This window comes from Pseudomonadota bacterium, assembly GCA_026388275.1.
Classification (GTDB): Bacteria; Desulfobacterota; Syntrophorhabdia; order Syntrophorhabdales; family Syntrophorhabdaceae; genus JAPLKB01.
This window is the reverse complement of record JAPLKB010000059.1, coordinates 82,464-109,195: the sequence shown is the minus strand read 5'-3', so window position 1 is coordinate 109,195 and position 26,732 is coordinate 82,464. Positions and strand designations below refer to the sequence as shown.

Sequence of the window (26,732 nt, the reverse complement as noted above, 5' to 3'; positions counted from 1 at the left end):
TTTTACAATTTTTTTAGTACAAGAAATATTGTTCTGCTGATCTCACTAAATTCCTGATGAAAAAGCGCCAAGGTTGCAGCAATTTTGTTAATCCTTGCATTGTATTTGGGTTCTTTTGGTGAGACAAGCAAAGGATGTATAACCCTTGCGATAAAATCATACATGCCAAAGTGAAACCTCTCCTCCAACGCGAAAAAACGGTCCAAATATTTCATGAGTTTATGCTCATCAAAATCCAGATTGTGCCAGACCGGGGGCATGGACTCTAATCCTACAGACTTTCTGAAATTGTTTAATTCACTTCTCCCCAAACTTGATCCTTCAATAAATAAAAAATATCCACCGGGTTTTAAAACTCCTGCGATATTGCTTATTGCTTTTTTTTGTTCATCCCAATCTTCCAAATTTATAAGACACCGCTCTGAAATTGCCATATCAAAAAAACCGAAATGAGAAGGCTTAAGTTTTGTAATATCGCAAACAGCAAATGAAATCATATTCTTTTTATTTTTCTTATCTTCAGCGACTTCTGAAATTGCACGGGAGATCATTTCTTCGCTATAATCTATACCAATAATTTCTCCTACAAAGTTAGAAATCTTTCTTGTTGTATAGCCATTTCCACAACCTACATCTATTACGCGGTCATTACTTTTTAATAACTGTTTAATCCGCTCTATTTCCAGCCATCGCTGCCATTTGTCTCTGTGCGTTACTTGGTTACTCAATCCTTCATCGTGTGCACGACCCTGCCAGAAAGATTTTACATCATCCTTAGATGCATTTCTCACGCGTGCCCTCCATAAAAAGAAGAACCTTTTCGGCTATCGAATACTGGTATTCAACTGGTAATTCCGGATATATAGGCAGCGAAAGTGTTTCTCGTGCAACTTTTTCGGTCACAGGAAAATTTCCCTCTTTGTTTCCCAGATCAGCATAGGCAGCCTGCATGTGCACTGGTATTGGATAATGTATATTTGTCTGGATATCATTCTTTTGGAGAAAATCTTGGAGATTGTCCCTAAATGGTGTACGCACCGCATAAACATGGTACACATGTCTTGTATGCGGGACGTTTGCAGGCATTTGAATACCAGGATCAGACAGAATTTTATCGTAGAGAGAAGCACGTTTTCTTCTATCTTCAGTCCATTCCTCCAAATAACGTAGCTTTACACGTAAAACCGCTCCTTGAAAACCCTCCATGCGGTAGTTATATCCTTTTAATTTATGATAATATTTTTTCTCTTGCCCCCAATCTCTTAACATACGGATTTTATGAGCATATTCAGCGTTGTTGGTAACAACCATACCACCTTCACCATATGCACCAAGATTTTTACCAGGATAAAAGCTGAAACAACCCAGATCTCCAATACTTCCCACCCTTCTGCTCTTATACTCAGCACCATGCGCCTGTGCAGCATCCTCAATAACAACAAGATTATACTTTTTAGCAATACGCATAATTTCGTCCATATTCGCTGGCTGGCCATGAATATGAACTGGCAGAATTGCTTTCGTTTTGTTGGTGATAGCTTGTTCAATCGCATTAATATCCATAGTGCAAGAGATTGGATCTATGTCGACAAACACCGGTTTTGCACCCGAATAGATAATTGCCGCTGTCGTAGCAACAAAAGTAAATGAAACTGTCACTACTTCGTCTCCCGGTCCTACACCTGCGGCAAGAAGCGCGAGATGTAGTGCGCTTGTGCCAGAATTAACTGCAATACCATAACTTGCGGTGCAATAGGCAGAAAATTCTTTTTCAAATGCTCCGACCTCATCCCCCAAGACAAACTGGCTGCTATCCAATACTTTCTTAATTGCCTGGTCTATTTCATCTTTGATTCCATCGTACTGTTTTTTAAGATCCATAAAAGGTATCATACGGTCACCTCGTTTTTATTAAGCTCCACAGGTTGACCCTTTTTCATCATCGACTGAGTTGCAGCTTCAAGTATCCTGACAATCTTAAGTCCTGCAGCACCATCGGTTATAGGATCCTTGCCTTCTTCAATACATTCGATAAAATGAAGTGCCTCTGTTTTTAACGCTTCTGCCCCATCAAGTTTTGGTGCCCACATATCACCTGTACGGTATCCTGCAATTTCCTTGTAGACCCCTTCACCATTATTCTGAAGGACAATACCTTTATCATATACCTTTATTTTTTCGCTTGGTTCAATATCATCATAGACAATCATCTTCTTATCACCGCCGATAAGGGTACACCGCACTTTAACCGGCGCAAGCCAGTTGATATGAATATGGGCAATGAGGTTGCTATTAAAAAAGAGCGTCAAATATGCCACATCCTCAGGTTTCCCGTTAACATGACTCATGCCTGTGGCCGATACTGCAACAGGTTCGGTTTCAAGCACATAATCCATAATTGAAAGATCGTGGACTGCGAGGTCCCACACCACATTGATATCTGATTGGAATAACCCGAGGTTTACCCTTACTGAATCGTAATATAATATCTGACCTATTCCATCATTCGACATAAGTTCTTTTATTTTCCGGACAGCTCCTGTGTAAATAAATGTGTGATCGACCATCAAAACAAGTTTTCGTCTTATTGCCTCATCAATAAGACGGAGTCCCTGTTCGGAAGTCATGGTTAATGGCTTCTCTACAAGTACATGTTTGCCGTTTTGAAGGGCCTTAAGCGCCAGTTCATAGTGTGTCGAAACAGGGGTAGCTATTGCAATAGCGTCTATGCCAGGATGGTTTATAAGATCATTATAATCACCGGTAGTTTCAATACCGACATAACGTGTCTGTGCATTTTTAAGTCTGGCAGGTTTAGCATCACAAATGGTCAATACTTTCGTCTTTTGCAGTTCAGAAAAATTCCTAACAAGATTTGGGCCCCAATAGCCAAACCCAATTACACCTATTCCAATCATGTATAGTCCTCCTTTTGTCTTATGTCTCCTGTAACCCTTGCTGGGACTCCAACAGCAATAGCAAAGTCAGGTATATCTTCAGTAACTACAGCCCCGGCACCTATTAAAGCTCGTTCTCCAACAGTAACTCCACACATGACAATGGCACCGCTTCCTATTGACGCGCCTTTCTTTATGCGCGTCTCGATCACTTTCCAATCTTCTTCCGTTTGCAACTTTCCATTTGAAGTGGCTCTGGGGTAACGATCATTAATAAACATCACTCCATGACCTACAAAAACTTCATCTTCAATAATGACACCCTCACAAATAAATGTGTGCGAAGATATCTTGCACGCATTCCCGATGACGGCATTTTTCTGGACCTCAACAAAGGCACCAATTTTTGTATAGTCACCAATTTGACATCCATACAGATTAACCAGGCTCGACTGATAGATCGCTACGCCTTCTCCCAGTTTTACATTTTGAGCTACAGGCATTTGAACGTTTCCTCCCTATGATAAACAAGAAATAGGACCACAATCCAATAACAAGTTGTAATAAATGATGAAAACTATGTTGTTTTAATTGACTTTCAGATAAAAAAGGTTGGAACGTTATTTTGCTGAAAAATAACATTGCATGTTTATACATGCAATATAATAATGCAAATATTATACCATTTTACTTTCTTTTATTCCAATGGATTGGTGGTTGCCAGACTTAACAGAAGCAGTCTTCATCTCCTTGGCGTAAGCCTCTGAAAAACCATCATATATCGTTTTTACGATAGCTTTGCATTCATTTAGAATATCATCATCCAATATTAAATGCGCCTGTTTTAACTGCCTGCCCAAATAATCATATATACTTGCAAGATTATTAGATATTTCTCCTTTAGACATATCTAATGAGGAATTTAAAATCTCAATAATTGATTGTATTTTCGATAATTCGATATATTTTTTTTCATAGTCCCTTTTTTCTAATGCCGCTTTTACTATACTTATCTTATCAAGAACACCCTGCAATACAACTAATAGCATCTTAGGCTTATTGTCCTCATCTACGCTATTATTGACCATAGAGTATGTCGTGTAAGAGTTCATATTGGTTTTTCTCTCTTTCTTTAATTAGGCATTATTTTTTGACATATAGTTGACTTGTTGCGTAAGCCAATTTTTAGTCGTGTTTGATTGGGATATGAGCAATTCCAGAGCATTATATTTTTTTTCTAAAGTTGCTCTCTGTCTCTCGTATCTCGCATTCATATCCTCTATATGCTTATCTATGCTGCTTATTTTGTTCTGTATTGAAGTTACTGTATATGTAAAGGTTCCTACAACAGGATCAACATATATCTTAAGATTATCATATAAACTATCATTCAACTCAGTTAAAACTTTAATTGTTTCACCCTTGTTTGCCGCCAAGGCATTAGTAAAAGTAGAACTGTTAAAAGAAATTGTGCCATCCGGCTTAAAATTAATCCCGATAGATGACGCTGTTTTGTATGTAATGTTCCCGCTAACGGAAGCATAGATAGCGGAGGTAATTGTGCTCTTTACAAGCGAAAGATTGACATCGCCCATGAGAGGTTTTGTCGATGAGCTGCTGTATGTATTCTGGTCCTTGATATACGACAAGATAGCATTTAAACTACTGGCAAAAGTATTAACCTTCTGGCCAATCTGTGTGCTATCCTGATTTATTCTCATTTCAATAGGCTTTGTATCATTAGTACCGGTAAGGTTAAGGGTCACACCACTTATTGTGGTTGTAATAGTATTCGAAGAAGATGTTATTGAATAGCCATCTATTTTTAAAGAGGCATCCTGGCCGGACTCGATACTGTTTTTATTTGTGGCCTTTACAATGCCCAATGTTTCAAATATGTTCTTGTCATCCGTAAAATCGTTTATATCTGTGTTGGTAAGCTTTATACGGTACATTGTAGCTCCATTCTCCGTTACTTCTTCAATGGAGGCAGTAACACCTGTAGGAGTCTGCAAATTTATGTTGCTAACGATTGTCTCGAGAGAATCTGTTGTGAAATTTACATTAACATTTTTAATCACATCATCAGTGCCTCTTATGCCTATAGTTCCTGTCTCTTCTGCTGTCAGACTTAAAAGGCTTTTTAAGGCCGTTGTCTTGCTTGTAAATGTATCGCTTAATGAATCGGCTCCTGATGCATGAGCAAGTTGTTGAGTGGCAGTATGGAGATTAAGAGACTCGAGTAGATTTGCAGAAGAACCATTTTTAAGGGACATCCCTGCCGCCCCTGTTGAATTTGACTCCAGAAGAAGCCGGTATTGAGTATCGGAAATAGCAAGTACCGTAGCGGTTAATCCTGCATTTGCATTATTTATCCGACTTGCCACACCAGATAAAGTATCAGTAGCTGATAGAGTTACCACTTTGTTGTTAATAAGCAAGTCACCGGAAAAACCAAGTGCAGTTGAGCTTGATGCAAAAATATCGCTTGATATCTTTTCCGCCTGCGCAAGAGTTGAGATCTCTATTGAATATTTACCCGGACCGCTTACAGTCCCAAGAGAAACGCTAAGCACATCTGTTGGAGTAATAGATGAATCAGTTGAATATAAAGTTGTTGAATATAGACCGTACCCCTCATTTAAATTAAGTTTATTATTATTTATATAGTCAGTAAATGTGGAAATTTTAGTATTTAAAGCTTGCCATGCTGAAAGTTTTGACTGGTATTTTGTTTTACTGTTCTGTAAAGGAGTTACAGATGCCGACTTCTGGGCGTCAATCGTCGAATCGATAATGCTTGTCCAGTCTGTACCGCTCGATAATCCGGAAATTGATGTTGTTCCGGCCATTTTTACACCCTCCTATTGATCATCAATCCCACAAACTGATTGAATTTTTTCATAAATGAAATAAATTCCGAAGAAGGGACCTGCCGTACCACTTCCTGGCTTTCGCCGTTTATGATCGTTACGACTACTCTGTCAAGGTCATTGTCATAATACATATTAAGCTGCTTTGATGCGGTTAATTCCTTTATCATACCCTCTATTTTCCGCTTGGTCTCTTCATTAACCTTTACAGGTTCGCTCTGTACACTCCAGAGTTGTGGCGTTTTCTTGTGTTCCCTTTTTTGAGGCACGCTTACAACTACAGCAGATTCAAAGTCGGAAATGATATTTTTTGCATCAACTTGCATTACCTGCTCCTACTTTCCTGAAAAAATTGCCCCCTTCCTTGCGGAAGGGGGCTTGTTATTCCGATTTCTGCTACTTCAACAACGATAGTACCAATTGTGGAAGTTGATTTGCCTGTGCCAACATGGCTATGCCGGACTGACTCAAAATTTGGAACTTGGTAAAGTCAGCCATCTCTGCAGCAAAATCAGCATCCTTGATGGTGGACACCGCCGACTTTGTGTTTTCGTTCATGGTCTCAAGGTTAGCCACATGGTAACCAACCTGGTTCATAGTGGAACCCAGTTTGCCTCTCTCAGTGGTCAAGGTACCTACTGCCGTATCAACATATCCAAGATATGCCTGGGCATTCGCCTGTGTGTCTATTTTTTTCGTAACACCACCATCGAAGCCAAGAGCCGTTGTCCGGAAGTCTGCTATAGCTGCTGTTATCTTGTTTTCTCCCACGTTTGAATCACCGACCTGGAATGTAAAGCTGCCGCCAGCACCGACAGTAATAGAGAAAGCGTTGTTTGCCGAGATAGAAGTTGCCATTGCGGAGTTAATATTCACCTTAACGCCAAGACTGGTGAAATCCAAAGTTGTTGTGTTAAGTCCCGTAGGTTCGGCACCATAGCTCACACTCTGGGATGTACCGCCAACCGTCAAGGTAGCAATGTTGTTAGTAACGTCGATGGTAAACGTTGCATGTGCACTTGCCGCATTAGTCGAGCCTGATACATCAATTGACGAAATACCGTCGCTAGGACCATCTATGGCAGTCCCTGAGTTTGCAACAGCATGGGTTGCCCCGCCGGTTGCATTAAGAAGCGCAGTCGAGCCGTATTTTGTATTATTAGCAATATTGTCAATTTCCGCCTCGAGCTTAGTCCTCTCACTGTCCAGAGCAGCGATGTCTGTAGTATTGGAAGATGCCGCCTGGGTCGCCAGTTCTTTTAACCTTGTAAGAATGTTTGAAATCTGGTCAATACCACCTTCTGCAGTCTGCAGCATGGCCAAAGCCTGGTTGCCGTTATCGATTGCTTTTGACATTGACTGTGATTTTACATACAATTTTGTCGCTGTAGCAATACCAGCAGCGTCATCTGACGCTTTGTTGATTTTGTAGCCTGATGAGAGCCTTTCCAGTGCTTTTGATTGACCTGCGTTTGAAATTCCTAAATATCTCTGTGTATTGATTGATGCAGTGTTTGTTGCGATTCTAAAAGCCATTGTAAACCTCCATGTTTATTTTTTTATTGGGCATCATGCCCTTTTTTCGTTTGGGATTCGGAAGAATCAACCTCGACACCTCCTTTCTTTTCCATCCCATTCTAAATATATTATCGTCAATTTTTTGACATACTTAAGCATTTATTTTCAAAAGATGTGCAATTGCCGATTCAAACAATTCTAATGCCTGGGACTCGCCGGTTACAATTAGAGTTTCCTTTGTTTTATCAATACCTTCAGGAAAAGATTGAGCAGGAACTGAAAGAGATCCTTGTATGAGATTGTAATAATGGTTTATTCCGGCAATATTAAGCGCCCTGCATTGCAATAAAAACATTGCGCTCAGAACGTCAATATCGGCGCCGTTTCCGTTAAGTCTTTCAAACTCTGAAAAAGCTTTTTTGTCCTTACCTTGTTTCGCATAAAGAAGAAAACGCCTCTTTATTAGACAACCATCATTAGAAACCATTTGAAGCCCTTCGTTGCAAGCTTCTATTGCCTTTCCCAAATCGCCCGATTTTTCTCTGGCTAAAGAACAGTAATGGTAATTGGAAACATCCTGGGGATCATAATCAATAGATGTTCTGAAACATTCTTCAGCAATATCATACCTGCCTGCAAACAAAGCAGAAATACCTAGATAGCTGCGAAGGCATTTTCTCGTTTCCTGAATATTAAGCGGCACGATCTCATTCTCGAATGTTTCATCTTTTAGAGGTAACAGTTCATTGAAAGCAGAACCATAATCTTTACGTCTGTAATACAGTTCTCCGAGAGTAAAAATTAGAGAAGCATATTCAGGGAATAGCTTTTCCCCTTCTTCCAGGACTTTTCGAGCCTCTTCCTCTTGCCCCATGGCATAGAGAAGGATAGCTTTGTCGGTAAAAGCAATTTTAACAATGTCATAGTTATATGGATTAGGTTTCTTTTTATATAACTCTATGGTCCTATTAATATAAGTCAAAACCAATTCGTTCTCTCCAAGTCCCCTTAAGGTCCTTGAAAGAAAAAATATGGCATTCATATTATCAGGCGTCTCTTTCAATTCTTTTTCAAGTATTTCCCGGTTACGTTTAAATTTTTCAACAACACATTCGGCATCCTTATATCCATAATGAAGAATCGCAGCATCGCTTGAATAAGTAGGTATTCCATTTCTCTGGACGGAGCGTAATGCCTGCTCGTGAACCCTGCCTTCAAAGATTATGCCTCTACGATTTGGAAAAATTCTAAGTTGAAGTGATTCATTTATGTTGTCTTCCTGAATATTTTTTAATCTTAGAAAGAAACCGGCGTTTTTATAACGTCTTAGATCATTCATTATCTTTATATGCTCTTCATTGCTTATCTCATCATCAGCATCAAGCCAGAGAATACAATCTTTCGTGGCATATTTTAGCGATTCATTCCTGGCAGCAGAAAAATCATCACACCATTCAAAACAATATGTTTTTGCATCATATCTTTGCGCTATTTCTACTGTATTATCCGTGGAACCGGTATCGACAATTATAACTTCATCGGCAAGCCCCTTAATTGAATCAAGGAGTCTTGGGAGGTTTTTTGCTTCATTTTTTACAATCATGCAGACAGAAAGTGTGGGGTTGTTTTGCATATTAGTTATTCGCCTTTTTTGCATAGAAAGGCACGGAAACACCATACATTTCATTTTGTAGTATGGTCTGTACAAAATAACCGTTTTTTATGTTTATGATAAGTGGAGACCTGAGATTGACATATAAAGTATTTTCATTTGGCCTCACAATACAAGCATTTTCATTTGGCCTCACAATACATAGAATGGCAATATCGTCTATATAGTTTCCTTCAAGCATAAGTTCCCTGACAATACTATCCTCAATCTCAAATGAGTAATCATCCACAATATAGTATGGATTTACCGCTACAAAAGTAACAGCTTTTTCAGGGCACGAGAGGAGCCGGAATGGAGAATTTTCTCCAAAAGAATCTTCCAGCACATAATTATTATAATCCTCAAAACCTAATATTTTACCTTTAAGATATAATTCACTCACTGCTTTCACCTATAAATCTTTTTATATTTTCAAGATCACTTAATGCCGACATCTTGTTTGCTCCCTCAATCTCGGAAACAAGCTCTTCCCGGATAATCGAATACCCTTTGGACGCCTCAATTCCCAGCCGCACCTTCCCTTTATCGATCTCAATAAGAACGATTCTGATATCACCATCTTTTCCCTTGATTAGTACCCCTTGATTTTTTTTCCGCGAAAGAACGAGCATTTGTCCCCTTAATTCAGGTAATTCAATATTGTCAGGCTTTGGACCTTAGCCATGCTGTAAAGCATCGCTTCATAGGCAGTTGATAAAGTGTTAAAATCCGTCACCGCCTGAGTCATATCGATATCAGTCATCTGAGACAAAGATTCTGTTATATCAACATCCCTTGTTTCTTTATATCCTATATAATTTTCAACCCTTGCCATATATGTTCCTGCATGGGCAAGATTTGTCTGAGTCTTTTCCAAAGAATTATCAATATTATCAATAGCTTCTCCGATACCTGTTAAATCGTTTCCATCAAGTGCATCGCTAAAGTTTTTTAATACTGTAAACACGTTGGTATCAGAAATAAACACACTCTGGCCTGAAATCCCGGCATCTTCTTTTGTACCTTTGTCCACATATATGGAATCAACATCACTTGAGCCGTTAAAGGTAACATTGTAATCGGCGTCAATTGTGAAAGGTTTCATATTTGATTTTTTTCCTCCAAAGATGTAATTGTTGCCGACCTTTGTGTTTCCGATAGTAACAAGTTGTTCAATAATCCCCTTTATCTCTTCATTGGCGGATATTCTTGTTGAAGCATCCATTGTATCTGAAGCCTGTGTAATCGATATTTCTTTTGCCCTGGTAAGAAGATCGTTTATACTGTTAATGGATGTATCATAAAAACCTCCAACAGTTTTAAGCTTTTCGAGGTTTTTTTTGTATCGGTCATTCAGATTCTTCTCAGCTTCTAATGCAACCCCGGCGGAAGCTGCAATCGGATCATCAGAAGGAGCTAAAATCTTTTTACCGGATGCTATCCTGGTCTGTGTTTTGTCAAGAGTTTCCTTTAATGACGAAAGATTATTCTTGAAAACATCAAATCTTAGTTTATCGGTAACTCTCATTTAACCGCCTCTAATATGCTTTGGAAAAGCTCATCGGCAACGGAAAATAACCTTGAAGACGCTTGAAAAGCGTACTGATATTTCATAAGATTTGCCATCTCCTCGTCAAGGGAAACACCGGCGACACTTTCTCTCTGTTTTTCCATAGCCTGCATTGTATCTTCGCTGTATTGAGCAAAATCTTTTGCTCCTTTCGTAAGCTGACCAATATCATTTGTAATGGATGAGGTGTAATTCACAATAGTCTCTGTACCAGCATTAAAGAGGTTTTCATCCATTAATGCCGCAATATCAAGGGCAATATTGTTCCCGATCGGTGCACCACTGTCTGTCTCAGAAGAGGCCGCAATGTTTTTCAAATCCGCTTTGACCTCGTCAGAGAAATCAATATTTTTTGCATAGTTTTCTGTAATTTCTTTGAAAAATGAAATTCCATCAGGTGCATCAGGCACGGTTGCGGTATGGTTCAAAGTGTACCCGTTTTCATGAATACTGTTTACTTCTGTAATGATTACCCTTGCAAGTTCATCAATATCCGCTATAAAATCATTCAATTGTCCATCACGCATCTCTATTAATCCACGAAGACTACCGCCGCTAATATAATCAGTTATATCAGCCAGATTTCCTGAAGAGTCTTTCCATGCTATTTTATAAAACCCTGTTGCTCCATCGTTCGTTGTATCAAGTTCCCATGACATCCCTCCATCTACAAGGGTTTTGCCTGCTGATGTCAGAACAGTCATACGTCCATACTGGTCTTCAAAAGATGTGATGTCAATTTTACTTGAAAGTTCCTTTACATACTGGTTTCTTTTGTCCAAATAATCGTTTGCTTCACTCGAACCTGCGCTCCCTTCAAATATTTTGTCATTTAAATCAGCAATTGAAGCAACAATCCTGTTTATTTCGGTTACTTCCATTCTTATATTGTCGTTTTGTTCTATCTGAATACTTTTCAATTCATTATATATATTTTTTATCGAGCGATTCATGTTTCGACCGCTTGACACTATGCCTTCTCTTACAGCAACGTTCTGCGGATCCGTTGAAAGCTCCTGCCATGCATTAAAAAACTCGGTAATGTTATTTGTGAGCTTGGTACTGTCTTCGTTTAATACACTTTCAATTCTTTCGAAATATTTCTGATAAACCTGCTGTTCTCCTAATTCCATATTCTTTTTAGAAATCTGTTGATCCAGATATTTATCGTAATACCTTTTAACTCCGCTTGCTTTTACTCCATTTCCAAGAAGACAGCTACCTATTAACGATGGAGCTTCTTCTTCAAGGATAGCTACCTGTCTGGAATAACCTTCTGTATTTACATTTGATATATTATGAGATGTAACCTGAACGGCAACTTGATTTACAGTAAGAGAATTTTTTGCAATATTAAGTATGGAAGATATGCTCATCTATATTTCTCTCGAAGGAAAAAAAGATAATATTTCCTGCTTTCTCCCGTAAGTGGCTTTATTTATAAAACCTACAACATTTTCGATAGATGACCTGACATGATCCACCGAAAATGACAGCAACTTCATATTCTTTCCTAATGCAACATTTATTTCTTTCATTGTATGTCTTATGTCCCGGGAAAGAGATGCCCATCTTTCATTTTTAAAAACCGAGTCCTGATCGGGAATCTCTTTTAGTATTTTTTCTTTTTCATTTTCGAGATATTCAATTTTTTTAAGTAGTTCCTCTTTTCTATTATTTTCCCTGATAATTCCTTCAAGAGAAAAAGAAATTATTGCATCCCTTTCGCCTTTAAGAACTTTTAAAAAGTCCTTTAGCGTGTTCAATTCTTTCTGGGTTATCTCATATACTATCAGGCTGTCCATAATTAAAAAATCTCATCTAAAAGGTTGTTTTTCAGCATACTTTTTGCCACAAGCTCGCCCTTTATATTATATGTTTCCGTTTTAATTGCCTCTCTGATCCGATCAACCTTTTCCTGCATGATAACAGGCGATGCCATAACCTTTTCCTTAATCGACTCAATCTCCTGCTTTCTGCTCGACAACTCAACTTTGTCATACAGATCGTTTTTGCCCTTTCCGGCAGTTGCCTGTTCTTTTAAGGGCTTGTTGTTAGGAGCTTTGATAAGGTTATCAAGTAAACCGACGTTCTTATCGTTCAATACTTTCATAGAATACCTCCTTCTTTACTTAACAACATTATCGCCCTTTTCCTTTAAAACTTTAATATTTCTATCTTCTGTACATTTAATAATCATATCCTTAATACCTAATCCTTTTTTGGATAGATAATCCCCCATTTTTTCATACATAATTGACATAAAAGTCTGCTCCGTATAGTTCTTTTTGGAGCTTTGCGTTGTTTTTTCCAGTTCTTTCATCATAGTAAAAATCATAAACGATTCAAAATCCTGTGCCACTTTCTCAATATTTAGTTCCTTATTCTGAGATTCACGGCTTATAGTACGAGAACCATAACTATTAAACGAAGGGCTTTGCACAGCAGTTGTGAAATTCACCTTCATCCCGTCACTCATCTTATTCTCCCTGAATTAAATAATTTCAAGCTCTGCATGTAAGGCACCTGCTGCTTTTATGGTTTGAAGTATCACTATCACGTCCCTTGTTGAAACACCGATAGAATTGAGCGCATTAATTAGTTCTTTTATGGTAACGCCCCCCTCCATTACAACGAAATGTCCTTTGTCTTCCTCTACTCTTATTTTTGTGTCAGGTGTTTTAGTGGTCTGAGCACCGACAGGAGCGAAAGGTAGAGGCTGACTTACTTTTTCATCCTCTTTTATCTGAATGCTTATACTGCCTTGAGATATTGCCACAGTTGAAATTTTAACATTTTCACCGATCACTACCGTACCTGTTTTTTCATCTACTACAATTTTTGCCAGGGCATCAGGCTTTATTTCAAGATTCTCTATAATTGAAAGGAATTTTACAGGATTTGTCTTTAAAGTATCGGGAATAGCTACATTGACTGTACCGCCGTCCTTGGCATATGAAGAATCACGGAAAACACTATTGATTCGCTCCTCAATTCTTCTTGCATTTGTAAAATCAGGAATTTTCAGTGAAATTATAATTGACTCTGTTTTAACATATTCATAACCGATCTCTCTTTCTATTGTAACACCATTGGCAATCCTTCCAACTGTGGGGTGATTTTTTTGTACACTTGCACCCTGGCCTGCGGCAGAGAAACCTCCTACAACCATCGCCCCCTGAGCCACAGCATAGACCTCACCATCAGCACCTTTGAGTTGTGTGATAAGAAGGACTCCTCCTTCCAAACTTTTTGAGTCTCCTATAGAGGACACAGTAGCATCCACTTTGTTGCCAATTTTACTGAAAGGTGGCAGATCTGCCGTTACCATTACCGCAGCAACGTTATTAACCTTGGCAACGGTTGGGTCCACTTTAACTCCCATTTTATCAAGCATATTTGCCAGTGATTGGTTTGTAAATATGGTGGCCGATTTATCCCCGGTACCATTCAGCCCTACAACAAGTCCATAGCCTATCAACTGGTTTGCCCTTACACCGCTTATATAACCCATTTCTTTTATGCGGGCAGCCTCAGACGACTGCGTTGTCAACATAAGAATAAGAAGAAGTGGTACTAAACAGCAAGAAGCGGACACCAAACACCTTAAAAACAATGTTGAATACTGGATACTGAACACTGAAAAATTTATCCTGTTTTCTATTTTCTTTCGCCCGTTTCTTTTCATATTCAGCTCTTCGCTATCTCTATACCTTAAAATGGCCATACAATATCAAATATTCTCGCAAGCCATCCAGGAGACTGCTTCTCTCCAATTACACCGACGCCTGTTAAAATAACTTTGGCATCAGCAACCTGAGTTGATAAGACCGAATTATTTGCAGATATATCTTTCGGCCTTACTATTCCCTGAAACAATATTTCTTTTCTTTCATTATTCAATGAAATCTCTCTTTTCCCTTCAATCGCAAGATTACCGTTAGGCATTACTTCAACAACTTTTGCCGATATCGTTGCCTTTAAACTGCCATCGCGACTGGTTGAGCCATCACCCTTAAAATCATTTTTAACCGTGGCCTTCACCATGCTTGACGGGGTAATACTTGAAGGAAAATTGTTTGTTTCCAAACCAAGAAAGTTCGGTATGCCCAGACTCACATCAGCACCGGTTCTCTTTAAATCAGTAATAGCTTGTTCCTTTGATGTAGTTACTTCTATAATTTCCACCGTTACAATATCGCCTACCCCGCGCGCTCTTCCATCAGAAAAAAATGAATTCATACTACGGTCACCGGGCCAAATAGTTCCACTTTTGTTCTCTGTCAGAACCTGCTTTGATGGGGCCTGTCTAAATACATTTTCGATATTAAAAGGTTCGTTTCTGATACGAGATGTATATTCAGTGCTCATGCAGCCGGACAAAGCCAAAAGCATCGACAGGCACATACCTAACATTTTTCCATTAATAAATTTGAAATTTGTATGGTTCAACCCAGCCAAAGTCTGGATAATTTGAAATATGAAATTTCTTAATTTCATATTGCCTCCATTACAAGTCAACATTTACAGTACCACTTCCAACCACCCTGCCAACAATTTCCTTATTGGAAGTTAAATTCTTTACTCTGATAAAATCTCCAATCTTCCCTCTCTCAAGCGTTCTTCCTTTTGTCTGAACCAAAAGTTTTTTATTCTCCGCCACAATATTGACAGTATCTCCTCTCTGCATAACAAAAGAATCCTCTAAAACCTGACTTGTAATAACAGTACCTGCAGACACATCTCTTTTAAGCGCCTTACCCATCACATCACCGATCTTTAACGGATAGTCCATCCCATTTCCATTCAAATATACTTCCTTAACAAAAATATCGTCAGAACGTACAATATCACCCTTCTTTGCAGCCTGCTTTAAAACAAACATTTTCTTTTTGTTTGACACCCTAAATGACACATACACATTTTTTGTCCTGCCATGTTTTTCATCAATCTCTACAAGACATAACCCATCGCCGTTCGAATCCGGTATTTTTGCAAAATTAATATGTTTTACTCTCGATTTGTCCTTAAGCGAATCAGGCAAATGGTTTAACTTTATATAAACATCCTCCCTTTCGTTATAGAACTTTCTTATAAAATCCTTTATTTTCGCTTCTACTGTCGGCACTTCTGCTGCAAAAGCTGCAGAAGCAATGAATAGTGAATATATCAATACATATAGGATAGTATTAATTCTCATGCCTTTCTGTCGTCCACTTTTCACTTTTAACCTTTCACTTTTCATTGATGTTATCTCTTTATATTGTTTGCCATCTGAAGCATTTCGTCGGCAGCTTGTATCGCCTTGGAATTTACTTCATAAGCTCTTTGACCAACAATCAGGTTTACCATTTCCTGCATAATATTCACGTTGGACATCTCAAGATAGCCCTGTAATAGTGTACCCAGTCCGTTTTCTCCCGGTTTTGATGTGGTTGGCGCGCCACTTGCGTCTGTTTCCATAAATAAGCTCTTTCCCATTGACTTCAGGCCTGTAGGATTGGGGAAGTTAGCCAGCTCAATCTTGCCAATCTGCTGGGGATCAGTTTGACTCGATATTTTTGCTAATACCGTTCCATCTGATTTTACAGATATTGTAGTGGTATTATTCGGTACGGTGGTACTCGGCTCCAATGAATAACCATCAGATGTAACTACCTTACCGTCAGAGTCTCTTTTTAATGATCCTGCCCTTGTGTACGCCTTTTCACCCGTGGGCATTACAACCTGCAAAAAACCGCTACCTTCAATTGCTATATCAAGCTCATTCTGAGTCTCCTGAAAATCGCCCTGAAGAAACACCTTCTGCACCGCTGCCAACTTTGCGCCATGCCCGATCTGGATACCTGTGGGAATCTGGTTGCCTCCCTCAGATTTTGTACCCTGCAGCCTTAGCGTTTGGTACATAAGATCCTGAAAATCAGCCCTGCTCCTCTTAAATCCATTCGTGTTAACATTTGCTATGTTGTTTGCAATGACATCGAGGTTCACCTGCTGAACATTCATGCCCGTTCCTGCAGTCCACAGTGCTCTTATCATAATTTTGCCTCCTGCTATCTTCCTACGTTTATTATTTTACTCATCATGTCACTAAAAAACTGATCCACTTTAGTGTAAGACTCATACGCACGTAATGTAGACATCAGTTCTATCATTTCTTTTATAACATCAACATTTGATGTCTCATAAAAACCCTGCTTAATCGTATATGTTTCAGGTGTAGTCTCGATATTATCCTGATTCATGTTTATAAACATACTGTTCCCGTAATTACGCAAATCTTTCTTATCTTTAAAATCAACAATTTTCAGTTTGTCGACAAAGGTCTTGTCGACAAAAATTGAACCATCGCCTTCTATTCTAACATCTGCTCCTTCAACCCTTATCTCTCCCGACTGCCCGAGAACCGACGATCCGTCGAGTGTTACAAGTTTTTTCTCTTTATTGATAGCAAATTGACCGTTTCTTGCATACATGGGCCCGTCTTTTGTGGAAATAACAAAAAAACCGTCTCCCTCAATGCCAATGTCGAGTTTATTTCCGCTTTCAACCAGAGGAGCGTTTGAAAAATGGATATATGAGTCAGCAAAATTAGTATATGTATCTTGTTGTTGGTTGTTTGTAACCGAATTACTGTCACTTTTTTCAACATTAAACACAGGCCGCATCATTTTATAACCAGGCGTCGAGGCATTGGCGATATTATTTGAAATTATGTCCATTCTTCTCTCAGTTAAAAACTTGCCTGAAAGCGTACTGAATATTCCTTTTATCATAATTGCCTCATAATTGTTTTAATGCAAACACTATGCCACCGCATATTCTGTGGTTAAGCTTGCAGCAATATATCCAATAAATAGGGTTTGTAAGAGAGTAGTGCAGTACAATTTTACTGCTGTATAAGGGCAAGATTGAGTCCTGGCAGGAGATCTTCATAGCTTGTACATAGAACAAGAAGGGATCTACGCACCGGCTTGCTTGTTGTGGCCTTACTGGCGTAGGGAGTTACCGGGTACCAACGAGGCGCCCCGGTAATATACTATGATGACATACGTACCTAAAAATTGACGGCCAACAGCTAATTAAAATATCTTAAATAGGAAATTTTTTCCCTGTATAGGCAAATTTTTCATACAGTAATATCTATGCACGCACGATTGTCTTCTTCTACTACTGAGAAGTTATCACTATCATTATAACTATCTGTATTTTTCATAATCTTTTTTTCATTATAATGCCTGCTTCTATGCTTACCTTCATCGGTGATTTTTCTTGTTAAGCGTGGTTGTTCTTTGGAAATAGAAAATTTTTTATCCAATCCATGAATCTGGGAAATCAGATTAGTATCAAATGTCTCGCCCATAAATAACCAACTTTAGCAATAATCGTGCCAAGTTTGCAATTATCTGTTTTAATTGAAACTTGCCATTTCAATCTCCGCTCTCTCAGCACCTACAAAAATCTTTTTAAGTTCAAGCAGAATTAATAGCCTATCGTCAAGTTTGCCTACACCTTCAATGTAGTCTGATTCAATACCTCCGATTATTGACGGTGCCGGCTCTATTGTGTTACTTGGAATTCTCAAAACCTCGGATACGGAATCTACAACAAACCCGAGCACAAGTCCATCCAACTCAACTACTATAATTCTTGTCGCCTTATCGTAGGGCTTGCTTTCAAAACCCAGCTTCTTTCTTAGATCAACAATAGGAATTATTTTCCCGCGCAGATTAATTACACCCTCTATAAAAAAAGGTGCATTCGGTATTTTGGTAATACTCATCATTTTGTTTATTTCCTGCACTTTTAAAATATCAACCCCAAACTCCTCATTTTCCAATTTAAAAGTCACAAGCTGCAATATTCTGTCTTCGTTCATATGATGCCACCTCCTTTTCTTAATATAATCGGAGTATTCTTTCAAAACTTAAGAATTTTTCCATATTTTGTTATTCATATTCTGTTAAAGTTCTTCTATAATCTCCCGATAAAAATTGTATGCAATATCTGCTTATTAATATATTCAACATGGAAAATTTCTGTTATAATTTAAAATATTTTTTTTAAAAGGAACTCAAATATAGTATGGAACAGGTCTTTATAGGCAGGCAAACGATATTAAACAAAAGAGAGTCCACTTTCGGATATGAGCTCCTCTTCAGAAATGCATCAAGCTTGACTGCAAATGTTACGGATAATTCAATGGCAACCGCATCGGTAATGGTGAACGCCTTGAATAATATCGGGTTCAAAAATCTGGTGGGTGAAAAAAAGGGTTTTATAAATGTAAATTATGAAATGCTCTCAGGCGGTTTTACCGAATTGTTACCTAAAGATAATACTGTCTTAGAGATTCTAGAACATGTTGATATAAATACAGATTTAATAGCACTGTGCGGTAATTTAAAAGAAATAGGGTACTGTTTTGCACTGGATGATTTTATTTATAATGATTCTTATTTACCACTCTTAAATATTGCACAATATATAAAGCTTGACATACTGATGTACAACAAAAAAGATTTAGAGGATATTGTCAAACTTTTAAAAAAGCATCCTGTCAAACTATTGGCTGAAAAGGTAGAGACGAAAGAAGACTTCAAGTATTGTTATGATCTTGGTTTTGAATTTTTTCAAGGATACTTTTTTTCAAAACCAACTATCGTGACAGGTAAGACAATATCTTCTTCACAACTTGTTTTATTTGAATTATTCAACAGTTTATCAAAAGAAGAAGAAATTAATATTATTGAACGGCAGTTTAAGAAGAATCCTCAATTAGATATCAAATTGTTAAAGTTCATCAACTCTGCCGGTTTTTACCTCACACAAAAAATAGATTCTATTCGGCAGGCAATTATGATGCTCGGGTACCACAATTTGCAAAAATGGGTTGCTCTTATGTTGTTCGCCAAAGAATCAGAGGATTTAAAATCAAATCCACTTCTTGAAAGGGCTACGATACGCGGGCTTATGATGGAGTCTATGGCAAACAGCCTGACAAAAAGCAGGACCAAAGGAGACAGCGCCTTTATAGCAGGTATACTATCTCTCACTGATGCCCTGCTGGGAATACCATTAAACGATATAATATCTGATCTTAATCTGTCGAAAGAAATCTACAACGCACTGGTAACAAGAGAGGGTTTTTTGGGAGAATTATTGTACATTACAGAAAAATTCGAAAAAGAGGAATTAAACGAAATTCAGGATATCCTCAGTCAACACAAGATCGACATCAAAGATTTACTGGCAGCTGAGACAAAAGCCATCATGGAATTTGAACATATAGATAATAAGGAATAAGTTATAACCTCCGTCAAAACCGGGGGACACGCTAACTATAATAACAAAGAAACTCAGTCATAAATATAAAAAATACTCTTAATCCAAACGTTTTATGTTCACTTTCTAAGCATGCCCTGCAAACCACTGTTGTTTATCATTGCAGGTATGTCCAGAATCAATATAACCTTGCCGTCGCCTCTTATGGTTGCCCCGCCAACACCGTTTATATTTCCCATAAATTCCCCGAGAGGTTTAATGACCACTTCTTCTTGTCCAATAACAGACTGGACTTTAACACCTATGGTTCTATCGCCGATCCTGCAGATTACAAGATAACCGCCATGTCCATTATTATTCTCCGATAAAAATACCTTTGACATATCCAGAATGGGGACAATAATATCCCTGAGCATTAATACCTCATTCTTATCGACCGATTTTGTCAACCCTTCTTTTAACTTGACAAGCTCAATTACGTTGCTTAAGGGGATAGCGTAAAATTCTTCTGCAATTTTTACAATCAAAGCTCTCATTATCGCAAGGGTAAGCGGTAGTTTAATTATCAGTCTTGTCCATTTGCCCTGCTCTGAGTCTATATATACCTGACCATTCATTTTCTCAATATTTGTTTTCACAACATCCATACCAACGCCTCTGCCTGAGACGCTGCTTAATTTTTTTGCAGTACTGAGACCTGGGATAAAGACAAGATTCATAACCTCTTTGTCGGTAAGATTATTTAACTCAGACTCACCCATGAGTCCTTTTTCTTTTACCTTTTCCTTTACGGCCTGTATGTTTATTCCTTTACCATCATCAAAAATCTCAATAATTACATGATTTCCTTCATTATATGCACTTATCGAAAGCTGTCCCTTTTCTTCCTTACCGGCATGTCTGCGTTCTTCAGGCGTTTCAACACCATGATCAACAGAGTTTCTGATTATGTGTATCAAAGGATCGTGCAATGATTCTATTAATGACCTGTCAAGCTCCGTTTCTTCACCACTTATTTTCAACCCAATATCCTTTTTGAATTCACTGCACAGGTCTCTTACCATTCTGGGAACTTTATTGAATACTTTACTCATAGGAACCAGTCTTGCCTTCATAATGGAAAGCTGCAAGTCGTTTGTAATAACTTCTATGTAATTAGACACTTCCTCGAGATTATCCATTACATTATTACTTTCTGAACCTCTCTTTGCGAGACTCTTCACCATTATAAGCCTGTTTTTCCCAAGGACAAGTTCTCCGACCAGATTCATTAATTCATCCAGTTTCTTAACATCTATTCTGACTGTCTGGTCATCTCTATGCTGTGTCTTCTGTTTTGTTAAAATACTGTTCAATTGACCTTCAGTAATAAGCTTTTCCTCAACGACGATTTCACCAAGCTTCTTGCTCTGATCAACCTTTTGTTTTTCAAGAACTACTTCGAGCTCGTTTTTTGTGAGAACATTTTCCTCAACAAGAATTTCACCGAGCATTTTCTTCTCTACCTTACTTAGACGTTCCAATTCTGTTATGATCGATGATACATCTCCTTCATCAACACCCTTATACTTTATGTTTTCTATCATAGACTTCATCAAGTCTAAAGCTTCAAGCAGCACATCCGCTATTTCTTTGTTGATTTTAATTTCTCCCTTTCTTACCATGCCAAGCAGATCTTCACCCTTATGAGCAAGGCCGGCAAGCGCTGCAAAGCCTAAAAAGCTTGAAGTTCCTTTAATAGTATGTACAGCCCTGAAAATGCCATTCACAACTTCATCATCATGGTTTTCTTCAATTGTAACAATATCCTGAATCACGTTTTCTATCAATTCACTTGACTCTACAATAAAATCGTTTATAATTTCACGCATTTCATCATTTTCTAAAGATTGGTCTGCCATTATTCTCCCCCTTCTAAAAGACTTTTTACTTTGTATAGTAAAATATTTGGCTGTATGGGCTTATTAAGAAATAAATTAACCCCTGCCTCAAAAGCACCTTTCCTTAAATTTTCATCTTTGGTAGTGGTAAGCATTATTATGGGCGTATCAAGATGGTAATAGTTATTCCGCAGGCTTTTAGCCAGTTCTATACCATCCATATTGGGCATATTCAGATCTGCTATAACTAAATCCACTTTTGCATCAATCAGCTTTTCCATAGCATCCATACCGTCCTCCGCCTCCGTAATCAAATAATTCTTTTTCCTCAAAATAAAATTAATCAACTTTCTGATGGTTGGCGAATCATCAACAATTAATATTTTTTTCATAATCTATCCTCTCTGATAAGCAATTGAGCCAGGGAACATTAAAGGTTTAAACGCCCTCGACAGGTTGTGGAGTGATTCGGCATGGCCTATGGTTAAAAATCCACCTGGTTTCAACGACTCATACATAGAATCAATAACCTTTTTCTTTACCTTCTCGTCAAAGTAAATAAGGACATTACGACAAAAAATTACATCCATATATCTGTACTTTCTATATGAATCTGCATCAACCAGATTCATATAGTCGAATCTTACATTCTTTTTCACGCTATCCTTCAATATGTGCGAACCTTTTTCTTCAATAAAATACTTTTTCCTTATAGAATCGTTCATATTTCTCACACTGTATGGTCCAAAAACAGCTTTTTTAGCCGCTTCCAGCACCTTAACGCTTATATCCGTTGCGTATATCATAAAGGGAATGTTCTTCTTTGTAGCTTCTATCAGTTCCATTAACATTATTGCAAGTGTATACGGTTCCTCTCCTGTTGAACATGCCGCACTCCATATTTTTAAGGGCGAATTTATCGGGGTTCCGTTTAAATAGTTCTTCTGTATTATGACTTTGAAAGCATCCAATTGAGGAGGATTTCTGAAAAAACTTGTCTCATTTGTAGTAACTACATCATAGAGATTGCTCATCTCATTGCTTGCTTTTTCTCCTCCATACTTTAAAAAATAGTAGTAATCTTCAAACGCGCCAAATCCAAGCTCGCTCAATCTGTTTGTAAGTCTACTTTCCAAGAGATATGTTTTATTTTCCGCAAAAAAGATGCCCGTTTTTTCATATATGTAATCTCTCAGTTGTAAAAACTCTTCTCTCGTCATTATGCACCTTTCCTTTTAAAAGGTTTCAAACCTTTCCACCGCATATTCTGCGGTAGACCTTATATCTTCATCCTGACTTTGCGTAAAAGGTTTTATATAAGGAAGCGCCCTTTCATCGTTAAGATCGGAAAGAGCTTTCAAACTCCCGATCTTTATCAGGTTTTCTTTATCGTTAAGACCCTGCAGAAACACATTGAATAAAGACGGGATTTCAAAAGCACCGAGTGCCAATAAGGCATAATATCTCGTCCATAAGCCATTGTTGTTGTTTATAAAAATGTCTACCAGTCTATCCTGAAAGAGATTCAATTTCCTGTCTTTTATAATCTTCAAAACTTCATGTGGAATATTTTCACCCATTAAAAGTCCCGTAAGAAGAACCATATATCTTTCATCATCCAAAAAATTACCCATTACGCTTACAGTCATCTTTTTTATGTTCTCATCCAGATCATGCAAAAGTTGTTCAAGAAAAGGGAAGTTTTGTTCGCTGTTCAGCATAGATGCAATTGACAGGTATAACTTCTTGTCTTCACTTGAGCCATTGTCTACAAATTGTTTTATAATCTCAATTGCATTATCCAGATCAATTCTTTTCAATGCCCTCAAAGCTTTTACTCTCACGTCAAAAAATCCTTTTTTTACTACATTAATTATTTCATCTTTCATTTCTGTCAACATCATGCCGCTGATAACCGTCATAGCATCGCCTATTATATGGCCGTCAGTATCTTTAGTGGCTTCCTTTATTATCGAAAGCCCCTTACCGCTGATAATTGCAGGAATATTTTTAACAATCTCTCTTTTTACATCTATAGATGATTCAAGATATTTACTAAACATTACATTTTCAGCAATCTTTACATTCTCCATTCCGCTGGCCTTTATTAAGGGCAGTAAATAATCCTCATCCTTATTCATAAACCCTTCAACATTGTCTTCCCATATCTCTTTCAACGATGCAAAAAGCAACAGCCTTTCATAATAGTCCTCTTCATTGGGATCTATGCCTTTAAAAGACTTAAGAATTGTCTCACAAGTAATGGTATTTTTAAAATTTGCTAATAATTTTAAATTATTAAGCGACTTTATATCCTCAGATTCGATAACGCTCAAAAGATGCTCAAATAATTCATCACCTATTTTTTCTTTTAAAGTTTGAAAGATATACTCATTTTCCTTTTCAAGGATAATTTTTATATATTCGCCTCTTTTCTTTTTATTCCATTTCTTCAGAATACCAAGAATTTTATCCAGTATCTCTTCGCCTCCAATATCCACAAGGACCTCACAAGCAACAAGAGACACCTCTTCTTCGTCATTTTCAAACACACCAAGAAGAGGTTTAATGGCTCGTTCACTTCCTATTTTCCCAAGACTGTTTATAGCTGAAAATTTTATCCATTCGCTGTCTTTTAGCGCACCCAGAAGCGCATCAACAGCTTCTTCGTCATTAATCTCTCCCAGGGCAATGCAAGCAGCGTTCCTTACGTTTTCGTTATCACCGGAAAGTTTTTTAATCAAATAAGGGATGGCACGTTTATCATTCATATCGCCCAGTATTTCACATGCATATACCCTTATATCCTCATTTTCATCATCAAGCAGACCGGTGATTGTTCCAAGACTACAATACCCGATTTTTTTCAATATCTCCAAAACAACCATGCGTACGTTGGTTTCACTTCTTTGCAACAAAAGAGCTACTCGCTCAACTACATTTTTGTTTGGAAAAGCAAGCAGGCTCTCCATTGCCTTCTCTCTCTCAAAACTATCGCCATCTTTCAATAAATCGAGCAGTTTTGATAATTTTTTTTCGCTTACCCTTTTAACTTTAGCTTCAACCATTTCCCCCTCACAGAACTTTAATAATTTCTTCCGGTATCTTATTAATCGGCAATACCGCATCAGCCATATTTGCATTTACAACAGCCCTGGGCATTCCATAAACAACACATGTATCTTCATCCTGGACAATAACGTAACCGTTTTTTGACTTTATTTCCTTTATTCCGACCAGCCCGTCATTTCCCATACCTGTTAAAATAATGGCAAGGGAATGAGACCCGTACACATTAGCAGTGGAACTCATAAGAAGGTCAACAGAGGGTCGGAATGTATATTTAATATCGTTTATAAGCTCGACAACCACATCATTCCCTTTTCTTTTAATACCCATATGTGTATCGCCAGGTGCAATCAGTGCAATACCGGGCTTTAACATTTCTCCATTTTCTGCTTCCTTCACCATTATCTGAGAAGCCTTGTCCAGCCTCTGAGCAAAAGACTGAGTAAACAATTTAGGCATGTGCTGAGCAATAATTATCGGTACAGGAAAATCTTTGGGAAAACATGTAAGAATATGCTGAAGTGCAGGCGGTCCACCAGTAGATGCACCTATGGCAAGTATCTTACATTTACCATGATTATTGGCACTGTGGCTGGTATTATGATCGATATTATCAGCATGCATAGCAACAGGCTTTCGCATCTGGTCGAGCTTTTTAATCAAAATCATAACTCTATTTTTAGCAACGCTCTTTACTTTATTAATCAGTTCGTTCTCTCTTGTGGAAATATTGAGCGAAACATTTGAAAAATCCTTTGTAATAAAGTCAGAAGCCCCTATTTGTAAGGCTTCCATTGTGATTTCAGCGCCTTCTTTTGTGAGTGCACTAAACATAATAACAGGCAGCCCATGTTTGGCAATAATATGCTTAAGGGCCTCAATGCCGTTCATTACAGGCATCTCAATGTCAAGCGTTACCACATCTGGCCTTAAAGCATCAACTTTTTCAATGGCTTCCTGACCATTCCTTGCAGTACCTACTACATGAATATCATCATCTTTCTCGAGCATCCTCGATATTGCATTTCTCATGAAAACCGAATCGTCCACTACAAGAACTTTAATCATTGTCTTTCCCAACTACCTCTTCTATGTAATTATTCACATTTTTCAACGCATCATAGATTTTCCTGAAAATTCTAATCTCATAATTTGAAGAAATGTTCTGTCTGAACCTGGTAATTTGTTCGATAAAATCTCTATGGATTGCCATAAAATCAGCAAAACTGATCAGATCATTTTTAAAATCAATTTTTTTCGAAAAAATGTTTCCAAGAAAAGTAACCGCTACATTTTCCATGTTTTCTTCTGACTCTTCGGGATTATGATGAAACATAACACTGTCTGTTATCGGCTTAGGTATATTCCACATTTCCAAAAGCTTTGCACCGACATATCCATGATTAACTGATAACACTTCTTTTTCCGCTTCAAGTCTGGACAGCTTTTTATCGGAGATTAAAGTCAATATGCTATCCCATTGTTCTTTAAAATATCGGTATAATATAATTACTCCTATATCATGCATTACGCCGCTTATATAAGCCTCATTCGGGTTTCCAAGAAAAGTTACCGAGCTTATTCCGTCAGTTATTGCACCGCAGATTATGGAATGTCTGATAAATTTGTTCCTGTCAAATCCCTTATCATCTCCACCTATCATAGAGATAAAGGGCATCTGAAGGATAATATGCGAAAGCTGTTTATAGCCTATTACCGCTATTGCATGTTCTATCGTAGCAATATTTCTGAAATTTCTCGTACCAAAATAAGCGCTGTTTGCTATCCTTAATATCTCTCCCACCATAGATGGGTCCAGATGTCTTGCAAGATCGGAAGCAGAACTCATAGGATCTTCAATGATGCCCAAAACCTCCCTTACAATATTTGGAAAAGTTGGCAACAATTCAATTCTTCTTAACTTATTGAGGATATAATCGTTATCCATATAAAAACCATTTCTCTTTTGTTAGTTATCGAACAACACAG

30 protein-coding genes are annotated in these 26,732 nt (G+C 37.9%); 1 reads left to right on the top strand and 29 read right to left on the bottom strand.

Annotated elements, in window-relative coordinates; translation table 11 throughout:
* Positions 1-2: 2 nt before the first annotated feature.
* From NT010_14650 to NT010_14540, 23 genes are all read right to left on the bottom strand, one after another.
* Positions 3-791 carry a class I SAM-dependent methyltransferase gene (locus NT010_14650; GenBank protein MCX5807278.1) on the bottom strand — a complete coding sequence of 263 codons (789 nt, stop codon included), beginning with the start codon at positions 789-791 and terminating at the stop codon, positions 3-5.
* On the bottom strand, positions 775-1,893 hold the full coding sequence (locus NT010_14645; protein MCX5807277.1) for a DegT/DnrJ/EryC1/StrS family aminotransferase: 1,119 nt from the start codon (positions 1,891-1,893) through the stop codon (positions 775-777). Before NT010_14645 ends, NT010_14650 begins: the two co-directional genes overlap by 17 nt.
* Complete coding sequence (locus NT010_14640) at positions 1,890-2,918, bottom strand: Gfo/Idh/MocA family oxidoreductase (GenBank protein ID MCX5807276.1); 1,029 nt, start codon at positions 2,916-2,918, stop codon at positions 1,890-1,892. The genes NT010_14645 and NT010_14640 overlap by 4 nt, the downstream gene beginning before the upstream one ends.
* Positions 2,915-3,400: an acyltransferase gene (locus NT010_14635; protein ID MCX5807275.1), complete on the bottom strand. Its 486-nt coding sequence runs from the start codon at positions 3,398-3,400 to the stop codon at positions 2,915-2,917. Before NT010_14635 ends, NT010_14640 begins: the two co-directional genes overlap by 4 nt.
* Before the next feature lie 174 nt (positions 3,401-3,574).
* Positions 3,575-4,009 (bottom strand): flagellar export chaperone FliS, encoded by a 435-nt coding sequence (fliS, locus tag NT010_14630; protein ID MCX5807274.1) that lies wholly within the window; start codon positions 4,007-4,009, stop codon positions 3,575-3,577.
* A gap of 24 nt (positions 4,010-4,033) precedes the next feature.
* Positions 4,034-5,749 carry a flagellar filament capping protein FliD gene (gene fliD, locus NT010_14625; protein ID MCX5807273.1) on the bottom strand — a complete coding sequence of 572 codons (1,716 nt, stop codon included), beginning with the start codon at positions 5,747-5,749 and terminating at the stop codon, positions 4,034-4,036.
* A gap of 2 nt (positions 5,750-5,751) precedes the next feature.
* The gene (locus tag NT010_14620; protein ID MCX5807272.1) at positions 5,752-6,096 is read right to left on the bottom strand and encodes a flagellar protein FlaG; all 345 of its coding nucleotides are present in this window, start codon (positions 6,094-6,096) and stop codon (positions 5,752-5,754) included.
* Between the two features lie 70 nt (positions 6,097-6,166).
* A complete protein-coding gene (locus tag NT010_14615) occupies positions 6,167-7,306 on the bottom strand; it encodes a flagellin (protein ID MCX5807271.1) in 1,140 nt (379 codons plus the stop codon).
* Between the two features lie 133 nt (positions 7,307-7,439).
* The gene (locus NT010_14610; protein MCX5807270.1) at positions 7,440-8,921 is read right to left on the bottom strand and encodes a glycosyltransferase; all 1,482 of its coding nucleotides are present in this window, start codon (positions 8,919-8,921) and stop codon (positions 7,440-7,442) included.
* A gap of 1 nt (position 8,922) precedes the next feature.
* The gene (locus tag NT010_14605; protein ID MCX5807269.1) at positions 8,923-9,342 is read right to left on the bottom strand and encodes a flagellar assembly protein FliW; all 420 of its coding nucleotides are present in this window, start codon (positions 9,340-9,342) and stop codon (positions 8,923-8,925) included.
* Positions 9,335-9,571, bottom strand: a complete 237-nt coding sequence (locus NT010_14600) for a carbon storage regulator (protein MCX5807268.1) — start codon at positions 9,569-9,571, stop codon at positions 9,335-9,337. The genes NT010_14605 and NT010_14600 overlap by 8 nt, the downstream gene beginning before the upstream one ends.
* Before the next feature lie 8 nt (positions 9,572-9,579).
* On the bottom strand, positions 9,580-10,467 hold the full coding sequence (gene flgL, locus NT010_14595) for a flagellar hook-associated protein FlgL (GenBank protein MCX5807267.1): 888 nt from the start codon (positions 10,465-10,467) through the stop codon (positions 9,580-9,582).
* Positions 10,464-11,885: a flagellar hook-associated protein FlgK gene (gene flgK, locus NT010_14590; GenBank protein ID MCX5807266.1), complete on the bottom strand. Its 1,422-nt coding sequence runs from the start codon at positions 11,883-11,885 to the stop codon at positions 10,464-10,466. The genes flgL and flgK overlap by 4 nt, the downstream gene beginning before the upstream one ends.
* Positions 11,886-12,314, bottom strand: a complete 429-nt coding sequence (gene flgN / locus NT010_14585) for a flagellar export chaperone FlgN (GenBank protein ID MCX5807265.1) — start codon at positions 12,312-12,314, stop codon at positions 11,886-11,888.
* Between the two features lie 2 nt (positions 12,315-12,316).
* A complete protein-coding gene (gene flgM / locus NT010_14580; protein MCX5807264.1) occupies positions 12,317-12,622 on the bottom strand; it encodes a flagellar biosynthesis anti-sigma factor FlgM in 306 nt (101 codons plus the stop codon).
* Between the two features lie 15 nt (positions 12,623-12,637).
* Entirely contained in the window at positions 12,638-12,988 is a 351-nt protein-coding gene (locus NT010_14575; protein MCX5807263.1) for a hypothetical protein, read from the bottom strand.
* 15 nt (positions 12,989-13,003) lie between these two features.
* Positions 13,004-14,065 carry a flagellar basal body P-ring protein FlgI gene (locus NT010_14570; GenBank protein MCX5807262.1) on the bottom strand — a complete coding sequence of 354 codons (1,062 nt, stop codon included), beginning with the start codon at positions 14,063-14,065 and terminating at the stop codon, positions 13,004-13,006.
* Positions 14,066-14,223: 158 nt separating this feature from the next.
* Complete coding sequence (locus NT010_14565) at positions 14,224-14,880, bottom strand: flagellar basal body L-ring protein FlgH (GenBank protein MCX5807261.1); 657 nt, start codon at positions 14,878-14,880, stop codon at positions 14,224-14,226.
* 139 nt (positions 14,881-15,019) lie between these two features.
* Positions 15,020-15,754, bottom strand: a complete 735-nt coding sequence (gene flgA, locus NT010_14560) for a flagellar basal body P-ring formation chaperone FlgA (GenBank protein ID MCX5807260.1) — start codon at positions 15,752-15,754, stop codon at positions 15,020-15,022.
* Positions 15,755-15,759: 5 nt separating this feature from the next.
* On the bottom strand, positions 15,760-16,548 hold the full coding sequence (gene flgG, locus NT010_14555; GenBank protein ID MCX5807259.1) for a flagellar basal-body rod protein FlgG: 789 nt from the start codon (positions 16,546-16,548) through the stop codon (positions 15,760-15,762).
* A 14-nt stretch (positions 16,549-16,562) separates the two neighbouring features.
* The gene (locus tag NT010_14550) at positions 16,563-17,285 is read right to left on the bottom strand and encodes a flagellar hook-basal body protein (protein MCX5807258.1); all 723 of its coding nucleotides are present in this window, start codon (positions 17,283-17,285) and stop codon (positions 16,563-16,565) included.
* Between the two features lie 353 nt (positions 17,286-17,638).
* Positions 17,639-17,872 (bottom strand): hypothetical protein, encoded by a 234-nt coding sequence (locus tag NT010_14545; GenBank protein MCX5807257.1) that lies wholly within the window; start codon positions 17,870-17,872, stop codon positions 17,639-17,641.
* Between the two features lie 48 nt (positions 17,873-17,920).
* Positions 17,921-18,388, bottom strand: a complete 468-nt coding sequence (locus NT010_14540) for a chemotaxis protein CheW (GenBank protein MCX5807256.1) — start codon at positions 18,386-18,388, stop codon at positions 17,921-17,923.
* A gap of 206 nt (positions 18,389-18,594) precedes the next feature.
* Between NT010_14540 and NT010_14535 the strand changes: the two genes are divergently transcribed.
* Positions 18,595-19,815, top strand: a complete 1,221-nt coding sequence (locus tag NT010_14535) for an HDOD domain-containing protein (GenBank protein ID MCX5807255.1) — start codon at positions 18,595-18,597, stop codon at positions 19,813-19,815.
* A gap of 98 nt (positions 19,816-19,913) precedes the next feature.
* Here NT010_14535 and NT010_14530 read toward each other — a convergent pair whose 3' ends face one another.
* The 6 genes from NT010_14530 to NT010_14505 are packed head-to-tail and all read right to left on the bottom strand — an operon-like array spanning position 19,914 to position 26,691.
* Entirely contained in the window at positions 19,914-21,695 is a 1,782-nt protein-coding gene (locus NT010_14530) for a chemotaxis protein CheA (GenBank protein ID MCX5807254.1), read from the bottom strand.
* Positions 21,695-22,066, bottom strand: coding sequence for a response regulator (locus tag NT010_14525; GenBank protein MCX5807253.1), 372 nt, complete (start codon positions 22,064-22,066; stop codon positions 21,695-21,697). The genes NT010_14530 and NT010_14525 overlap by 1 nt, the downstream gene beginning before the upstream one ends.
* Positions 22,067-22,069: 3 nt before the next feature.
* Positions 22,070-22,894, bottom strand: a complete 825-nt coding sequence (locus tag NT010_14520; protein MCX5807252.1) for a protein-glutamate O-methyltransferase CheR — start codon at positions 22,892-22,894, stop codon at positions 22,070-22,072.
* A 15-nt stretch (positions 22,895-22,909) separates the two neighbouring features.
* Entirely contained in the window at positions 22,910-24,742 is a 1,833-nt protein-coding gene (locus NT010_14515) for a HEAT repeat domain-containing protein (GenBank protein MCX5807251.1), read from the bottom strand.
* 7 nt (positions 24,743-24,749) lie between these two features.
* Positions 24,750-25,811: a chemotaxis response regulator protein-glutamate methylesterase gene (locus NT010_14510; protein ID MCX5807250.1), complete on the bottom strand. Its 1,062-nt coding sequence runs from the start codon at positions 25,809-25,811 to the stop codon at positions 24,750-24,752.
* On the bottom strand, positions 25,804-26,691 hold the full coding sequence (locus NT010_14505; GenBank protein MCX5807249.1) for an HDOD domain-containing protein: 888 nt from the start codon (positions 26,689-26,691) through the stop codon (positions 25,804-25,806). The genes NT010_14510 and NT010_14505 overlap by 8 nt, the downstream gene beginning before the upstream one ends.
* Positions 26,692-26,732 lie beyond the last annotated feature (41 nt).

Excerpts from the sequence above, each read along its gene's own strand:
- NT010_14645 (MCX5807277.1), bottom strand. The coding sequence starts at position 1,893 with ATGATACCTTTTATGGATCTTAAAAAACAGTACGATGGAATCAAAGAT.
- NT010_14640 (MCX5807276.1), bottom strand. The coding sequence starts at position 2,918 with ATGATTGGAATAGGTGTAATTGGGTTTGGCTATTGGGGCCCAAATCTT.
- NT010_14635 (MCX5807275.1), bottom strand. The coding sequence starts at position 3,400 with ATGCCTGTAGCTCAAAATGTAAAACTGGGAGAAGGCGTAGCGATCTAT.
- fliS (MCX5807274.1), bottom strand. The coding sequence starts at position 4,009 with ATGAACTCTTACACGACATACTCTATGGTCAATAATAGCGTAGATGAG.
- fliD (MCX5807273.1), bottom strand. The coding sequence starts at position 5,749 with ATGGCCGGAACAACATCAATTTCCGGATTATCGAGCGGTACAGACTGG.
- NT010_14620 (MCX5807272.1), bottom strand. The coding sequence starts at position 6,096 with ATGCAAGTTGATGCAAAAAATATCATTTCCGACTTTGAATCTGCTGTA.
- NT010_14615 (MCX5807271.1), bottom strand. The coding sequence starts at position 7,306 with ATGGCTTTTAGAATCGCAACAAACACTGCATCAATCAATACACAGAGA.
- NT010_14610 (MCX5807270.1), bottom strand. The coding sequence starts at position 8,921 with ATGCAAAACAACCCCACACTTTCTGTCTGCATGATTGTAAAAAATGAA.
- NT010_14600 (MCX5807268.1), bottom strand. The coding sequence starts at position 9,571 with ATGCTCGTTCTTTCGCGGAAAAAAAATCAAGGGGTACTAATCAAGGGA.
- flgL (MCX5807267.1), bottom strand. The coding sequence starts at position 10,467 with ATGAGAGTTACCGATAAACTAAGATTTGATGTTTTCAAGAATAATCTT.
- flgK (MCX5807266.1), bottom strand. The coding sequence starts at position 11,885 with ATGAGCATATCTTCCATACTTAATATTGCAAAAAATTCTCTTACTGTA.
- flgN (MCX5807265.1), bottom strand. The coding sequence starts at position 12,314 with ATGGACAGCCTGATAGTATATGAGATAACCCAGAAAGAATTGAACACG.
- flgM (MCX5807264.1), bottom strand. The coding sequence starts at position 12,622 with ATGAAAGTATTGAACGATAAGAACGTCGGTTTACTTGATAACCTTATC.
- NT010_14575 (MCX5807263.1), bottom strand. The coding sequence starts at position 12,988 with ATGAGTGACGGGATGAAGGTGAATTTCACAACTGCTGTGCAAAGCCCT.
- NT010_14570 (MCX5807262.1), bottom strand. The coding sequence starts at position 14,065 with ATGTTGACAACGCAGTCGTCTGAGGCTGCCCGCATAAAAGAAATGGGT.
- NT010_14565 (MCX5807261.1), bottom strand. The coding sequence starts at position 14,880 with ATGAGCACTGAATATACATCTCGTATCAGAAACGAACCTTTTAATATC.
- flgA (MCX5807260.1), bottom strand. The coding sequence starts at position 15,754 with ATGAAAAGTGAAAGGTTAAAAGTGAAAAGTGGACGACAGAAAGGCATG.
- flgG (MCX5807259.1), bottom strand. The coding sequence starts at position 16,548 with ATGATAAGAGCACTGTGGACTGCAGGAACGGGCATGAATGTTCAGCAG.
- NT010_14550 (MCX5807258.1), bottom strand. The coding sequence starts at position 17,285 with ATGATAAAAGGAATATTCAGTACGCTTTCAGGCAAGTTTTTAACTGAG.
- NT010_14545 (MCX5807257.1), bottom strand. The coding sequence starts at position 17,872 with ATGGGCGAGACATTTGATACTAATCTGATTTCCCAGATTCATGGATTG.
- NT010_14540 (MCX5807256.1), bottom strand. The coding sequence starts at position 18,388 with ATGAACGAAGACAGAATATTGCAGCTTGTGACTTTTAAATTGGAAAAT.
- NT010_14535 (MCX5807255.1), top strand. The coding sequence starts at position 18,595 with ATGGAACAGGTCTTTATAGGCAGGCAAACGATATTAAACAAAAGAGAG.
- NT010_14530 (MCX5807254.1), bottom strand. The coding sequence starts at position 21,695 with ATGGCAGACCAATCTTTAGAAAATGATGAAATGCGTGAAATTATAAAC.
- NT010_14525 (MCX5807253.1), bottom strand. The coding sequence starts at position 22,066 with ATGAAAAAAATATTAATTGTTGATGATTCGCCAACCATCAGAAAGTTG.
- NT010_14520 (MCX5807252.1), bottom strand. The coding sequence starts at position 22,894 with ATGACGAGAGAAGAGTTTTTACAACTGAGAGATTACATATATGAAAAA.
- NT010_14515 (MCX5807251.1), bottom strand. The coding sequence starts at position 24,742 with ATGGTTGAAGCTAAAGTTAAAAGGGTAAGCGAAAAAAAATTATCAAAA.
- NT010_14510 (MCX5807250.1), bottom strand. The coding sequence starts at position 25,811 with ATGATTAAAGTTCTTGTAGTGGACGATTCGGTTTTCATGAGAAATGCA.
- NT010_14505 (MCX5807249.1), bottom strand. The coding sequence starts at position 26,691 with ATGGATAACGATTATATCCTCAATAAGTTAAGAAGAATTGAATTGTTG.